The following is a 15,877-nucleotide window of genomic DNA, read 5'->3' on the forward strand; positions in this document are numbered from 1 at the left end:
TTTAATCTCTTTCAAATGAAACCATTTTACCTTTTATTTCACCATTTTCTATAGAATAGACACCACTTAATTCCTTATAATAATTATTATTACTTCTTGAATTATATGAACTTTTCTCTCCTAAAACAGTCCAAATTACGTCTAAATTATTATGAATCAAGAACTCTAAAAATTCTTTCTTTTTTATAAGTAATCCTTTGTAATTCTTATTTGTTACAATAATTTCATTAAATTGATTTTTAAATTCACCATCAATTGGCGCATATTGTAAATTCATACCCTCAAAAATTGTTTTGCAAGGCATATCATAACTAAATTGAGCACCAGATTTATCATCGCTCATATTACTAACGGCATTTGTAGAGGCAATAATAACTTTTAGGTTTGTATCTCGTATCGCACTCCATTTTAATTCTTCATCACTATCAAAATAGGCTGGTGACCAAAATTTTTCCCGATTTATCAAATGACTATGGTCACTACTTTCAGGCATCCAATTACCCCAAAAATTTTGTTGAGCAAGCCAATTAATTATTTTCTTTTTATGATTCTTATTAACTAAATAACCTTGTATTTTATAAAAAAATTCTTTTCGTTGAACTTCATATTTGTCTTGTCCTATAGGCTTTGGTTCGTCCCAAGAAGTAAACTTCTTTAAGTAAATCCAATCCTTATTATCTAAATCTTTTTTTTCTAAAACATCTTTAAGGTTTGGTAAATCTTCTAATTTTTCAATCCATTCAGAGTTTGGTTGATTCCAATATTTATAATCTAAATCTTCCCACCATTCTTTTTTTTCATTTAGAATACCTAAATCATCATTTTCTTCATCTTCTTCAATGTTTTTCACTATAAATGCAGGGTCAATGTCTCTAATGTACAATTGCCAAGCTCCTTTGTAGAACTCATATTTTTTATCGCTACTCCAACTAAATTTATTGAGCTTATAATTATCCGAAATCATTGCAAGAATTTCAAATAATGCTATTTGTTGGTATTTTTTTCCAATTCGGTCAATTTTATTATCATTTCTATAATTGTATCTGCTAACTTGATCATCATAGTCACCGTGCCATTTATGGTTGTAACCAAGTTTAAATACTCTGTCAATTATCCAATATTTAAAAGAAGTAATGTTAGTTTTGCCTAGCTTCCAATTTTTATATTCGTTTTTGGCTTCTAGATAAGGTAGGACTTTGTTTATTACAAGGGCTTTTTCTTCATTTACAAATGTACTGTCAATAAATTCTAGACATTTACTTACCAAATCTTCCAATGACTTTATATGCGCATTGTATTTGTCAATCCCAAAATCATTTCTAAAGCGGTATTGGTTTTCTTTAGACTGAGCCTTTGTTTTAAATATTGAAATTATTGTATTTAAAAACTTCCTTTTATTTTTATCTAATGAATTATAGAACAATTTATACTCAACTTCAAATGTAAAACTTGTGGGTGCAAAGTCATCTAAACATCCATCAATATGCTTACTAAAATCTCCAAATCCAGTAACAGAATGATAAATTCGATTATTCATTAATCTGTAATCTCTTTTTGCTTCGTTGCCATTATTAGGAAAATTATATTTTAATACTTCTTCTTTTGAAGGCAATCTCTCTGGAAGATTGCTTTTATACGGAGGTTTAATGAGATTTGTATCTATTTTAATCTTTGGATTTTTATAAATTGCATATTCAATTGTATTTCGAGCATAATCTCGCAATAAAATATGCTTTGGAGGATTTCCTTTTTTAAAAACCGACTTATAAACAAACATTCCTATTTTATTAATTGAATCAATGTTTTCAGTTCTTAAAATACATCCATAGGCTATAGCATATAACCGTTCTGAAATATATAAATCATCAATTCTTTTAAACTTCTTCAATATTTGTATCAAGGCGTCTGGTTGTTGTTCCAAAAGATTGACCATAGCTTTGGTTGTTTGATCTCTTAATTTACGGTTAGTACTTGATAAAACCCAAGTTAATGTTTGTGCAGTAAGTTTTGTAGTCTCAAAGTCTAATTTACTTGAAATATCCGGAGTCCAAGCCCAATCTATTAATCTGCGAATAGGACATGCAGTATTATCGTCATTATATCCGCTATAATACCTTAAATGTTGTTGCCAAAAGCTATCCCTTTGAGGCATTCTATAGCTTTTTAAAATTCTAAATAGCCTATCACTATTAAAAGGATGACCTATAACTGTAGATAATTCAGTCAGTTTGTAAAAATAATCATCATCCGAGATGCGAAAGTATTCTCCTCTAAACCAATTGACTAATTTTTCATTATCAATACTCTCAATTTTTCTCCAATTCAAGCTGTCTAATAAAAACCTGTTTAATTCACCAATGACGTGGTGTTTATGAAGTTTATCTTCATCACATTCAAAATACCAATTAAAAACTTCAAAAATTTCAAGATTAAATTTTTCGGGTAATAATATAGAAAATGCTTCTAAAATTCCGTCATTGTACCAATATCCATTTCTATCTGAAAGTAACTTTCCAAATTCATTTTCTTTTTTAAATAACTCAATAACTTCAGATTGATTTTCAAATTTCTTTAATAATTCATCAGCAACGTAAAAGTCTCCAAATCGCTGATAAGCAAAGTATAAAATTTCTTCTGTTTGATTACTTTTATAGTTTCGTTGTGGATTTGTAATAAATATGTTTTCTTCAATCAAATCATTTAGTAAAAGTTTATTGTCTGGAAACTCTACTTTTAGTAAATTCTTTACATCTTTTAGAAGTAATAATTTGTTTTCATTATTATAATTTGCAAAAGCAACTTTATGAATTGCATCAAGGACAACATTAGAATATTTATACTCTTCACGTTTTTTCTGGAACTTTAAATTAATTGAATCAATGTAAATTTCAAATATTTTGCTAACACCTTGAAAACCTTGAGGGAAATTTTTATCTGGCGTATCTTTAATAGCATTACAGATTAGTTGCAAAAACAATGGTTTTGTAAATTCGGGTGCAAGTATCGGAAAATGTGGTTGTTTTAGATCGTGAAATTCACAAAATAATTTTAGTGCTGCATATTCATTTCCCTTGAAACCTTCGTGGTTTTTAAAGGTTATAACAGAGTTGTTTTTTACATTTTCAGGGATTACAAAATCCAAATAGGTTGTTCTAATAGTTAAAACTAAACCAACAAAAGGGTATTCATGAAATTCATTTATAAAACCAGCAATTTGTGATTCCCACAAATTTGCTCCAGCACCTTCATTTATAGCATCAATCAATACTAAAACTCTCGAACCAATATGTTTCCCTATGTTATTTAAAGTTTCTAACAGTTGCTTATTTGTACAAGAAATTGATAAGCTAGAATTGATGTTTTCCCAAATATTTTTGCTATCCACAAAATGCTGTCCTAGTAATAACAATGTTGGTAAATTCCTTTCGATTCTTGTTTTTGCTATATCCCCGAGTAAATGAGATTTTCCATTTCCAGCATCTCCTTTGATTATTAGATAAGGATTATTAGCTAAATTGACATTTACTTTATTCGATATATTATCAATAAATTCATTACTATCTTGCTCAATCTCTCTTAATCGACTGATTTCTTGTTCGTAAGGAGACCGATAATTATAATCTTTTGGGATATCTTTGTTTTTTTTCTCTTCCTCCCATTGTAATTTGTAAAGTTCAGTTGTTTTAACTTCAATTTCTTCATTGATTTTGTCTATAGAATTGAATATCCAATTCATTTCTATTTTTTCAGTAACAGAATTTTCTTGTTTCTTAATCCAATGGGTTACTTTTTGTTTTAGTTCAACATAATCAGATTCAGTTTTATCAAGATGAATATTATTCGTTATTTTTCTATAGCCTTTTTCTATAACCCATTTATCAACTATGTTTAAAAAACGTTTAAAGAATAAATTATCTTTTGCAATATCATTGAAAATTTTTGCAATAGGTAATTGAAAATTTAAATCTTTATTAAATCGTGGACCTAAATTTTTAATTGCATTTTGTATGTGTTTATTAAAAAAATCGGGAGTTAATCCGTAATTTCCAAAATAACTAAAAGATATTTTTTGTAAATAATTTATATCTAATAATTCATTAATTGTTTCAACATATTGGCAATAGATTACTTTTCCTTTTTCTTCAGGTCGGAATCTAGTAAAAATACCATAGAGATAAATCTCTTTTCCAGCTATTAAAAATATCGGACTTCCAGAAAATCCTTGAGTAGAATACGCTGAATACGCTTCATTTAATTCGATTTGAAATCTATCATTTTCAAAATGTTGCAACCAAGTCGGATATAATACGGCAATTTCCTCTCCCAAAGTAGCTTTCGGAAAGCCTTTTGTTATGAAACCACTGTAAGTACTTCTTTCTTTTACAGAAGATATTTTAGGAATTTCTCCAATTATACCTTCAACTTCTTTTTTATCTAAAATTAAAACAGCAACATCTTTTTTTTCAGATGTAAATAGTAAGTCTGAATCTACTTGAACTTTAATTGTCTCATAATCGGAGAAATTCGACTTTAATAAATCGATATAGATTTCATTTCTTTGGTTCTGGAACTGATCTGCATCTGTAAACAAACAATGTGAAGCTGTCAGTATATAAACTTTGTCTTTGAAGTTATCCTGATAGTATATGACACCACTACCGATATAGTTATCGTCACTAGCTTTTAGCCTTACTGTAATTCTAGAAATTGTTTTATCTAAAGATGAATTAATCATAAAGATTTATTTTATTTAAACGTATCTCAAAATATCTACTCAGATAGTTTATTAATTTTTTAATTGATTTCTAAAAACCCCATCCAACTCCTCACTCATCTTCTTCCCACTTCTCAACTTACTCGCATTCTCCTGATTAAACTGTATCGTTTCTATCAAAAAATCAGTGATCAAGGTTTCTTTTGGGTGTAAGTAACTTTCGTCTTGGTGGGCTTTTAGTTGCATTAATTCTTTTATTTTATCTTGTATGTTTTGTGGCGCAATGGGCAGCAAGTCGGCAAAAGCAACGGGCGGAAAGCTGATGTTTTCTATAATCCATTTTCCGGCTAAGGCGGTGCGTAACGCATAAAAATAACTTTTTAGTTTTACCTCATCTTGCTCGCATACGGCCATGAATTTTTTGGTCGTGCCCAAATAATGGTGCAAACAGGCGATAGGCGAGAAGCAGTCTTTGGCCAAAGCACGCATTTGGGTAGCAAACGTCTCATTTTCATAATACACCACCGGCGAGTACAGCCACTCCAGCAAAGGTGCATTGCTTTTGGCTAATAATTGTACGGTTTTCCGTAAATCCCAACCGCTACCGTCTAAATCGTCTTCGGTCATGAACTCAATCACATCGTGTTGTTCCCAAAGCGAGAGGTAATAGTCCAAATCGTGGCGGTATATAAAACGTATGTCGTAATCGCTATCGGGCGAGGCAAAGCCCCAGGCACGACTGCCAGATTCTACCGCATAGAGTAGGGTCACGCCTTTTTCGTGTTCTATTTGTTGTAATTTATGGAGGATTTTATCTTTCATTTCTATTTTATAAATTAACAAATAATAAAAGACAAATTCGCAAAAAAGAGATGCGAATTTGTCTTTTAAAACTAATCTTCTCTACTTCCGTCATCAGCCATTCGTACCATTTTTGGGGTGAATTTTGCGACAACTTCAAGCAGTTCTTGTTGAGCAGCCATTACTTGATGAATGTCTTTGTAGGCCATTGGGGCTTCGTCTAGTCCTGCGCCAATAAGCGTTACGCCTTGATCTTTCAGGATGGTTTGCATTTGGTTTGGAGTGATAGTTTTGATGGCTTGCGTACGGCTCATTTGTCTACCAGCACCGTGTGAGGCGGAGTTGATGGCATTTTCCTCGCCTTTTCCTCTAACCAAAAATCCTGGCGCGGTCATACTACCAGGAATAATTCCCATCACGCCTTTTGCTGCAGGAGTTGCACCTTTTCTATGTACAATTACTTCTTCGCCATTCCAGATTTCTTTCCAAGCAAAGTTGTGATGGTTTTCGACTTTTGTCAAAACTTCTGCACCTAGAGCCTGCTGTATTTTGTTATGGATAATCTCGTGACAAGCCGAGGCATAGTCACCAGCCAAATTCATCGCTAGCCAATATTCTTGACCCAATTGGGAATTTAGGTCTAAATAGGCCAAGTTTTTTGCCACGTCTGGAAGTTTACAAACTTCTTTGGCAATTTTGGTATACTGTCCCGCAATGGTTGCGCCCATTCCACGTGAACCAGAATGCGTTAACAAAGCCACATATTTTCCTTTTGGAATATTCAAAAGGACATCGTCTTGTTCAAACTCGATAATTCCAAATTCCACAAAATGGTTTCCACCACCAGAAGAACCCAATTGCGACCAAGCTTTGTCTTTTAAATTTTTCACAAACGGATTCAGATTGAAAGCATCATTTTCTAAAACTGCATGATCTGATTTGTATTGTCCATGAAAGCCATGTCCTGCACCAAACTTAGTATGAGCAATCAATTCTCTTTTGAATTTTGCTTCGTTCTCATAATAAAAAGCCTCTGGAATATCATAGACCGACAATGCCATTCTGCACCCAATATCGACTCCCACACCATAAGGAATAATGGCATTTTTGGTGGCTAGGACTCCGCCAATGGGCAATCCGTAACCTTGATGCGCATCTGGCATTAAAGCACCTGCAACGGTAACGGGAAGTTTCATCGCGACTTCCATTTGTTTTCTGGCACCCTCTTCGATATATTCTAATCCATAAGCGGAATACGCAGTTGGATTTTGGTTTAGAGCGATAAAATCTTCTGGTTTTTCATTGGCTTTCTCGATTAGTGCAACAGCCAATGAGCTGAAAATTGTATCTTCTACATATTGTTCTGGAGTTTCTAATACATTTTTGAAATGTGCTATCATTTCATCTCTTGTGAATCCATTTCTTTTACTGTTTATTTTTAAAGCGATTCCGATTGTTTTTCCTTCAGGGAATCCAAGTGCTTTTATATCGTTTCCTGTTATGGGTGTTTTCATTTTTATTTTCTTTCAAAGGAGCAAAGACTTATAATAATAAAGGGTCTTTACTGCTCTATAGTTATTTTAATACAAACCGTCCACCATTTTCTTGCTGTAGTAGCAAAATTTCATGAATTCGATTTATTTCATCTATAATTGGTTTTATTTCATATTCAACATTGAGCATCTTAAAAACTTGTTTATCATAAAAATATGCTCTAAAAAATATTCTTGAATCATCTACATAAGTTATTGGTCCCACATATTTCGGCATTACTATTCCATTAGTAAATTTTTTTAAAAAATCATCTAATTTTTCATCAAAATGTTCAATATGATTTCGCATATCTCGATTTTTTAAAACACTTGAATCTCTAATGCCATATACTTCGCACAACTTTTTCCCTCTAATTTTATAATTTGCAATATTCTTTGAAGGCCAAAAAAATCGTGAAATTCCTGCTATATTAACAATGATATTTTGAAATATATCTAGAATTGCATCGTCATTTTTACAATCATGATTCCCGTTTTTCCAAATTTCGTTTAATGATTCAACATCATTCAAAATTGCACGTGTTTTATTTAACAAAGATTCTATATAGAAAACTTCATTAAAAGGATGGATTTCAAATTCAGAACTTCCCATGTTTTGTCAATTTATTTTTATAAAGATTCAATTATTACTGTGAATTTTTTCTCAACTTTTTTTAAAATTAATAATTTTTAAAAGAGGTAATGTTTAGGAATGGGTTTATATTCTTTGGACGAAGTATCCATTTCCTGACGACACTCTTTTTAGAGCAATATACTATAAGTGATATTTTAGGATTCGAACCTAATTAAATCAACCAACGAAGTAGCACTTATATACGGCATCTAATATAAAAAGAAGTAAAAAGCAATAAGAGAAACGGGGCATGTCTTGCCAGAGTCGAACTGGATAACCTTGCTGATTTTACAACTTCGCTATTCCTCCCCAAATTTGGACGAAGTAACTCTTATTTACGACATTCTTTTTTATTTATAAAACAAGACAACATTCAAAAAGATATTTCTGCTCTACCAACTGAGCTACATTTCTATTTTTATTATATTTCAGATATGATAGGAATCGAACCTATGACACGAAGGAATTCTTTTTTACGGCACTTGTTTTTTTATTTTCAATGAACATTTCTATTGCAAAGATTCAAATACTACTGCGCAATAATTTTACGCAGTAGATTTTTTTCTACAATTCTATTCGATTAATATAATTCAATGCACTGTTTTTATCCTCTAAAGCATTTAAAACATCAAATACCTTATCTGACCAGCCGGCTATTAAATACACATCTTTTTTTTCGATGTTTATTGGTGTTTGACCATAACCTGCCAAATCAAATAAATACAATTTAGCATTTGGTGCGATAGTTTTATATCGGTTCCAGGAATTTGCAAATGAATTGTTTGTCGAATTGCTATTCCACATTTGAACATCTGTAAACAACATTATTTTATCAGCTATTTCTTTTCGATTTATTAAATCTTCCAAAACCAAATAACCATTTGTTGCGTAACCGACTTCACCTTCACGTTTATAGTATTCATTTACATTTGACAATATGCTTCGTTTTTGCATGTTGATTATTTTCCATCGATCACCAAACATACCGCTAACGACATTTTTACAACGGTTCTGCATCAACATACCCAACATCAAACCAATATCGTAAAGCATTACTTTACTTTTTGGAGAAATATTTTTTTGCATCGAACCTGAAACATCACAAGCAATCACAACAGATGTATTGATGTCAAAACCTTTTATATTTTGCGCACTTATCATAACAGCATCTTCCAAAGCATCCAAAACCATCGAAGTATATTTCAACTTCAATTCTTTCAATTCACGATAAGCAGCTAAAAATCGAAATGGCAATTGTTTTGAATTCAAAACCGCTTTTTCATTAGTAAGGTAATCACATACTTTCATTATATGAAAACCAGAAACATTTGCTTCTAATATATTACGCAAATTACGCATCAAAGCCATATAGCCAATTTTGTTGCTGTCTATCAATTCCTCCCATTTTTGAGTGAAGGCTTTTTGCTTTTCGGTTTCGTTAGCATACTTAAATTGACCCAAATTTGACAACTCAGTTTCCCAAGTATAAGGTGTCTGCAAAGTATTATTTACAATTTTATTGAATAATATTTGCTGTGCTTCATCTTTTGCCTTTGGGTGTACCAAAAACAAAGCATCTTTCAATTTCACAGCACCGTCCCGATTGTATTTTGATAATTGGTATTCATCAAATTTATTGAAAGAAACTGCCAAACCTTTTTGTATTTGTTTAGACAAACGGTTCAATTTTTTAACATCATTGCGATTATTTGCCATTTGATAATACGCCAACAATTCGGTTATCTCATCGGCACGCTGTATTACATGAGAAATCATTTTACTGATCAAAGAATCACCGGAATATATTTTGGCCAATTCAACAACCAAAACCAATGGCACCGAACGCATATGCATTTCATTTCGGACATAAACCGCCAATTTTGCTACGAATACTCGATTGCTTTTTTGGATTAAACTTTTGATTCTTTCCAAACGATCGGTGTCTTTTTCATAGAAAGAAGTATTTAAACTTGTTGTTACAACAGCTGCATACAATTCATATTCTGGAGTTAATGGAAAAGCAATAGTATTTTCATAATTAACAATGGTATTTTTCTGTTTGGTTAAAAAATTGAATTTCATAATTTCTAGTTTTAAAATTAAACAATCATTTGTTGTTTCTTTTTGATGGTACAAAGATTTTAGAACTACTACGCAATTATTTTGCGTAGCAAAAAAGAAATTGTATTTTTGAGCAAAGAAGACTTATGAATTTGCAAGAAAGACATTCTGAATTGTTAGTTTCAATTGGTGTAAATCATAATGAAATTAGCGGTTTATGGCTGGATTTAGAAAAAGCTTATTTAGGACAATCGCGACACTATCATAATTTGAACCATGTACAGGAAATGATTGAATTGTTTGATATTTATCATAGTTACCTCAAAAAGCCTAATAAGGTTTTGTATAGTATTTTCTACCACGACTATGTTTATAAAGCGACTCGAAAAGACAACGAATTGAAAAGTGCTAACCACGCTTTGTCTATTTTGGGAGAGCACGTGACTATGGATGAACAATTGGTTTTTGAAGCCATTTGTGCGACACAATTCCATCAGCATAATGAGATAGAAGACATCAACTGGTTGATTGATTTTGATTTGAAAATACTTTCTAAAGACTGGGAAGCGTATCAAATCTATTGCAGTCAGATTCGGAAAGAATACCGCATGTATCCTGATTTTTTATACAAACCCGGAAGAAAAAAAGCTTTGGAACATTTTTTAGAAAATGAATTTATCTTTCGAACGGAAACCTTTCGAAGTTTGTATGAGGAAAAAGCAAGAACCAATATTAAAAAAGAGATTTCTTTAGTAACGTGACTGCGTGAGGGATGGAAACGGCATCCTATTGTGGCGGGGTTCGCCACAATAGATATAGTGTACAGCCCGACCCTTGGGGCACGCTCAAAACAAATCAATGCAACGATGGCTCAAAATAAAAACGCTTTAATTCGTTATAAAACTATCGATAAATGCCTGCAAAACCAATATAGAACTTGGACTTTGGAGGATTTAATAGCTTCGGTTAGCGATGCTTTGTATGAATATGAAGGCAAAGAAAATCCAGTGAGCAAGCGAACCCTGCAATTGGATATTCAAATGATGCGGAGTGAGAAATTGGGCTACAATGCACCTATTGTGGTGTATGATAAAAAGTTTTACAAGTACGAAGACGAAGATTTTTCGATAACTGATATTCCGCTCACAGAAACGGATATTAATGTGTTGAGTGAAACGGTTTCGATGTTAAAGCAGTTCAAGGATTTTTCTTTATTTAATGATGTTTCGGATATTTTACAGCGGTTAGAAGACAAAATTTATGCTGAGAAGTCGAATACACAACCCGTAATTCATTTGGATAAAAACGAAAATTTAAAAGGATTGCATTTTTTAGATGAGTTGTATCAAGCAATCATTAAGAAAGTGGTTTTAAAAATACGTTACAAATCATTCAAGTCTAGAGAGGAAAGTGAATTTTTATTTCACGCATTCATACTGAAAGAGTTTAATAATAGATGGTTTTTGGTGGGTAGAAAAAAGAAATCACAACCTATTACCAACTTGGCCTTAGACAGAATAATTGCGATTGATTATGATTTTCAAACCCCTTATATTGACGAAGTATTTGACGCTGATCGTTATTATAAAAACACTATTGGAGTCACTGTAAATTCGGGAATACAAGCCAGAAAAATTGAACTTTGGATTGACAAAATCAATGCACCTTATGTGATAACGAAACCCCTTCATGCTACGCAGCGCCTTATTACAACCAATGCTGATGGTAGTATAATAATCCATTTGTTAATCATTGTAAATTATGAATTCGAACGCCTATTGTTGGGTTTTGGTAAAGGTCTAGAAGTCCTAAAGCCGGAAGGTCTGCGTAATAGAATGAAGCAGATTTTAATAGGTGCTCTTGAAAATTACGAAGAGAATGAATCACTTCTTCAATAACCGACTCTTCATTTTACTAAAGAATTCAGGTGTTACGCCAATGTAGGAAGCGATGTGTTTTTGAGGGAGTTTGTGAATTAAAGTGGGGTATTTTTTGCAGAATTTTTCGTAGCGTTCCTCAGCGGTCAAGCTCAAATTATCCATCAAGCGCTCTTGGTGAGTTACTAAGGAATTCTCGGCGAGTATTCTGAAAAAGCGTTCCAATTTTGGGATGGCTTTATAGAGTTCTTGATGGTTTTCTTTGGTTATGGTAACTATTTCAGCATCTTCTAGGACTTCGATAAAAAGATTGCCTGGTTTTCCAGAAATGTAACTGTACATATCGCCCATCCACCAACCTTCGCAGGCAAAATGCAATACGTGTTCGATAATATTATCGTTGATATTGAAGCTTCTCAAAATCCCAGAATTGACAAAATAAGTACTATCGGCCACTTTACCTGCGTGCAACAAAACCGATTTGGCTTTTTGTTGTTGAGTCGTTGTTTTGGACAAAAATAAGGCCTCTTCCTCAGGGGTTAAGGCCACGTGTTTGGCAATATTTTGAAGAATTAAAGCCATTTATTTTACTTCGGGTAACAATTTGAAATACGTCACCTTAAAGCGATTGTCTACAATTTCACCAATTACTTCAGCTTTTCTCACTTTGGCACAAAAGCCTTCTGCTGCATGCGCATCGCCGTGTTTGTCAATGTGTGTACCGTCTACGAAATAAGACTTTCCGTTGATGCGAACGGCTAAATCACACTCTTTTCCTTCCATACCAAATTGGCATTGCCCACAAGAAGCTTCTACAATTTGTTTCTTAGGGGTTTCTTTTTTTTCTTGTGCTGTTACAGCAAAACTTACGAATACCAGAATAAGAGTTATAATTTTTTTCATAAACGAAATAAAAATAGGGTTAGATTTTTTCAAAAATAGGAATAAAAAAGGACAGCTCGCAAGCTGTCCGTACATTATTTAATGAAAGTGATCTTCCTCGATTTCGAATTCGGCGTCTTTTTCCCAAATCTCCATTTCGCAGGGTTTGCAATTGAATTTGAGTTTGTATTCCAATTCACCTTGTTTTAATACCAATGGTTCTTTTACTTTTTTGTCCATATTTTCTCGATGGTATTTTGGACAACGTTCCAATTCGTATTTGATACAATATTTCGTAGTCATTACTCTGGATTTTCCAGGATCCCATTGCAGTTCAAAGGCTTTTTCGATTTCGGTAACGCCGTGACGTTCGTAGAATTTACGGGCTAGTTTGTTCGAAACATTGTACATAAAATCTAGCTTGGTTTCAGGGAAAGGATGGTCTGTTTTTACCAATTGATGTTCTTCGCGATGGTAGTTTTTCAAACGAATCTCGGATAATTGTTCCAAAACGGTGCGTCGCATTTCGTTGATTTTGGAAATTGGCAAGAACCAATTCTCAGTGAACAAAATAGTGATCTCATCTACTGTGTAAGGAGTGAAACCAGTTTTGGCTAAATTGATTTTGAAATTATCAGCGAGTGATTCGTTGTTTTTGGTCGTTTCTTTGGCATGAACCAAGCTAACACTGCTTACGTTGCCATCTTCGTCGGTGGCAATTAATTCAAATCCATTTTCATTCTCGGTCAACAATAAATCCGTATGTATTTTACGAATCGCACTGTCTTCACGAGCTACTAATTTGATAAAAGCCGCATCATTATTACGATAAATAAACGTACCGTCTTTGATTTCTTTCAACACATTAGGATACGCCAAACCATTTTCAACTTTGTTGATGTATAATCCCTCGGCTTCTTTATTTTCATTAATAAAACAAAGGCCATCACCGTTGTTTAGGAATTCGCCGTTTTCGATTTCGTAGGCATTTCCAACGGTTTTAATCAATTTACCAATGTATTGTCCTTTCGATTTTGGGCTTTCCCAAGAACCAATGGACTGATGTCTTTCGTTGACAAAATAATCGGTATAACCACGGTTAAAGGTTTTGTTCAAAGCGGAATCAAAAGTGTAGGTACAAGTTCCAGAAGAAGCTTTGGTGTATTTGTCATAACCATCTCCTTCTAAGAAAGCGTCTAATTTTTGACGTAAATACGAAACGTTATTTTTTACATATACAATATCTTTCAAACGACCTTCGATTTTGAAAGAGCAAATTCCTGCTTCCACTAAATTTGGAATTTGGTCCGAAACGTCAAAATCCTTAATCGAAAGTAAATGACTGTTTTTGATTAAAGTCTCGCCATTGCCATCGATAAGGTTGTAGGGTAAACGACAGTTTTGGGCACATGAACCACGATTGGCAGAACGTTCTCCATTGGCTACACTCATATAACAGTTGCCGCTGAACGACACACAAAGTGCTCCAGTCACAAAAAACTCTAGTTCTACATCGGCTGTGTCTGCAATTTCTTTGATTTGGTGTAAATTCAATTCACGAGCCAAAACCACGCGTTTCATTCCCGCATCTTTTAAGAATTTGATTTTGTGTGGGTCGCGGTTGTTGGCTTGCGTACTGGCGTGTAAAACGATAGGAGGTAAGTCCATTTCCATAATGGCCATGTCTTGAACAATCAAGGCATCAACTCCAATATCGTAGAGTTTCCAAATCATTTGGCGGCATTCTTCCAATTCGTTATCGTACAAAATAGTATTGATTACAACAAAAACTTGCACGTTAAAAAGATGCGCATATTTTACTAATTCGGCAATATCATTAATGGAATTGGTGGCGTTAGAACGTGCTCCAAATTTTGGTGCTCCAATATACAGTGCGTCTGCTCCTGCATTGATGGCCGCCATACCATGAATTAAATCTTTGGCGGGAGCGAGTATTTCAATTTTCTTCTTCATTACTACAACTTTAGCTTTTTATCGGTTAGTGAAAAAAAGTGTGCAAAGGTCTTATAAAAAATTTAAGATTTCTAATTCAGGAATAGATTTTTTTCGGAATAAATGTATCGAAGTATTGGTTTCATTTATTGGTCCATTGATTTTACAAAAAAAAGCCTCAAGAATGATCCTTGAGGCTTAGTGTAAAAATATAACTTTGGTTTATCCAGCCAAAGCGTCTTTGATTCTTTTTAAAGCTTCGGTTAATACAGCTTCGCTGGTAGCGTAAGAGAAACGAATACAATTTGGATTTCCAAAAGCGTCACCTGTTACGGTTGCTACGCAAGCTTCGGCCAAAAGATACATCGAAACGTCGTTAGCGTCTTTTATTTCAGTTCCTCTTAGTGTTTTTCCGAAGAAAGAAGAAACGTCAGGGAATACATAAAAAGCGCCTTCAGGAACATTGATTTTGATGCCAGGAATTTCTTTTAATAGTCCCACCACTAAATCTCTACGACTGTGGAACGCTTGTACCATTTCGTTAAGTACTGATGGATCGGCATCAAGAGCCGTGATGGTAGCGCGCTGTGCAATACTGTTAGCACCAGACGTCACTTGACCTTGGATTTTAGTACATGCTTTGGCGATAAATTCTGGGGCACCAATGTAGCCAATTCTCCAGCCTGTCATAGCAAAAGCTTTAGCCACACCATTAACGGTAATGGTTTTTTCTAACATGCCAGGGATAGAGGCGATGCTACAAAAAGTTCCTGAGAAATTAATGTGCTCATAGATTTCGTCTGCTACCACATAAATATTTGGGTGTTTTTCTAATACTTTGGCCAATGCAGTCAATTCTTCTCGGCTGTAAACGGATCCAGAAGGGTTGCAAGGTGAAGAAAACCACATCATTTTTGTTTTAGGAGTGATGGCTGCTTCTAATTGTTCTGGGGTGATTTTGAAATCGGTTTCTACTGAAGTCGGAACTTCTACAGGTACACCACCTGATAATTTCACAATTTCGAAATAAGAAACCCAGTAAGGTGCAGGCAAAATCACTTCGTCACCATCGTTTAACATCACTTGGGCAATGTTGTACAATGATTGTTTGGCCCCCGTTGAAACTACAATTTGAGTTGGTTTATAGTCTAAATCATTGTCTCTTTTGAATTTTCTGCAAATAGCTTCTTTTAATTCTTGATATCCATCTACAGGAGAATAGGTGCTGTAGTTTTCGTCGATGGCCTTTTTTGCAGCTTCTTTTATAAAATCAGGAGTGTTAAAGTCAGGTTCTCCTAAACTTAAACTGATAATGTCTTTTCCTTGTGCTTTTAATTCTCTTGCTAAGGCTGCCATCGCCAGAGTTTGCGAGGTAGCAAGGTTGTTAATCCTGTCTGAAAGTGGGTTCATTGTTATAGTAAAT

At 33.7% G+C, this 15,877-nt stretch carries 11 protein-coding genes; 2 read left to right on the forward strand and 9 right to left on the reverse strand.

Features of this window, described 5'->3' with window-relative positions:
• Position 1: 1 nt before the first annotated feature.
• From avs2 to BXU11_RS03935, 5 genes are all read right to left on the reverse strand, one after another.
• Positions 2 to 4,735 carry an AVAST type 2 anti-phage system protein Avs2 gene (gene avs2 / locus BXU11_RS03915; RefSeq protein WP_078211081.1) on the reverse strand — a complete coding sequence of 1,578 codons (4,734 nt, stop codon included), beginning with the start codon at positions 4,733 to 4,735 and terminating at the stop codon, positions 2 to 4.
• Positions 4,736 to 4,786: 51 nt separating this feature from the next.
• Positions 4,787 to 5,536, reverse strand: a complete 750-nt coding sequence (locus BXU11_RS03920; RefSeq protein ID WP_078211082.1) for a nucleotidyltransferase domain-containing protein — start codon at positions 5,534 to 5,536, stop codon at positions 4,787 to 4,789.
• A 71-nt stretch (positions 5,537 to 5,607) separates the two neighbouring features.
• Positions 5,608 to 7,029 (reverse strand): RtcB family protein, encoded by a 1,422-nt coding sequence (locus tag BXU11_RS03925; protein ID WP_078211083.1) that lies wholly within the window; start codon positions 7,027 to 7,029, stop codon positions 5,608 to 5,610.
• 61 nt (positions 7,030 to 7,090) lie between these two features.
• Positions 7,091 to 7,660: a hypothetical protein gene (locus BXU11_RS03930; protein WP_078211084.1), complete on the reverse strand. Its 570-nt coding sequence runs from the start codon at positions 7,658 to 7,660 to the stop codon at positions 7,091 to 7,093.
• A gap of 585 nt (positions 7,661 to 8,245) precedes the next feature.
• A complete protein-coding gene (locus tag BXU11_RS03935; protein ID WP_078212059.1) occupies positions 8,246 to 9,763 on the reverse strand; it encodes a TROVE domain-containing protein in 1,518 nt (505 codons plus the stop codon).
• A gap of 125 nt (positions 9,764 to 9,888) precedes the next feature.
• Here BXU11_RS03935 and BXU11_RS03940 point away from each other — a divergent pair, with 125 nt between their 5' ends.
• Both BXU11_RS03940 and BXU11_RS03945 read left to right on the forward strand, forming a co-directional pair.
• Positions 9,889 to 10,503, forward strand: coding sequence for a hypothetical protein (locus BXU11_RS03940; protein ID WP_078211085.1), 615 nt, complete (start codon positions 9,889 to 9,891; stop codon positions 10,501 to 10,503).
• A gap of 105 nt (positions 10,504 to 10,608) precedes the next feature.
• On the forward strand, positions 10,609 to 11,640 hold the full coding sequence (locus BXU11_RS03945; protein WP_078211086.1) for a YafY family protein: 1,032 nt from the start codon (positions 10,609 to 10,611) through the stop codon (positions 11,638 to 11,640).
• Here the strand turns inward: BXU11_RS03945 and BXU11_RS03950 are convergent.
• The 4 genes from BXU11_RS03950 to BXU11_RS03965 form a co-directional block, all read right to left on the reverse strand.
• Entirely contained in the window at positions 11,626 to 12,201 is a 576-nt protein-coding gene (locus BXU11_RS03950) for a Crp/Fnr family transcriptional regulator (protein WP_078211087.1), read from the reverse strand. The genes BXU11_RS03945 and BXU11_RS03950 overlap by 15 nt on opposite strands.
• Positions 12,202 to 12,522: a DUF6370 family protein gene (locus tag BXU11_RS03955; protein WP_078211088.1), complete on the reverse strand. Its 321-nt coding sequence runs from the start codon at positions 12,520 to 12,522 to the stop codon at positions 12,202 to 12,204.
• Positions 12,523 to 12,600: 78 nt separating this feature from the next.
• Entirely contained in the window at positions 12,601 to 14,475 is a 1,875-nt protein-coding gene (locus BXU11_RS03960; protein ID WP_078211089.1) for a U32 family peptidase, read from the reverse strand.
• A 201-nt stretch (positions 14,476 to 14,676) separates the two neighbouring features.
• Positions 14,677 to 15,864 carry a pyridoxal phosphate-dependent aminotransferase gene (locus BXU11_RS03965; protein ID WP_024981404.1) on the reverse strand — a complete coding sequence of 396 codons (1,188 nt, stop codon included), beginning with the start codon at positions 15,862 to 15,864 and terminating at the stop codon, positions 14,677 to 14,679.
• Positions 15,865 to 15,877 lie beyond the last annotated feature (13 nt).

The organism is Flavobacterium sp. LM5 (assembly GCF_002017945.1).
In the GTDB taxonomy this organism is placed as follows: domain Bacteria; phylum Bacteroidota; class Bacteroidia; order Flavobacteriales; family Flavobacteriaceae; genus Flavobacterium; species Flavobacterium succinicans.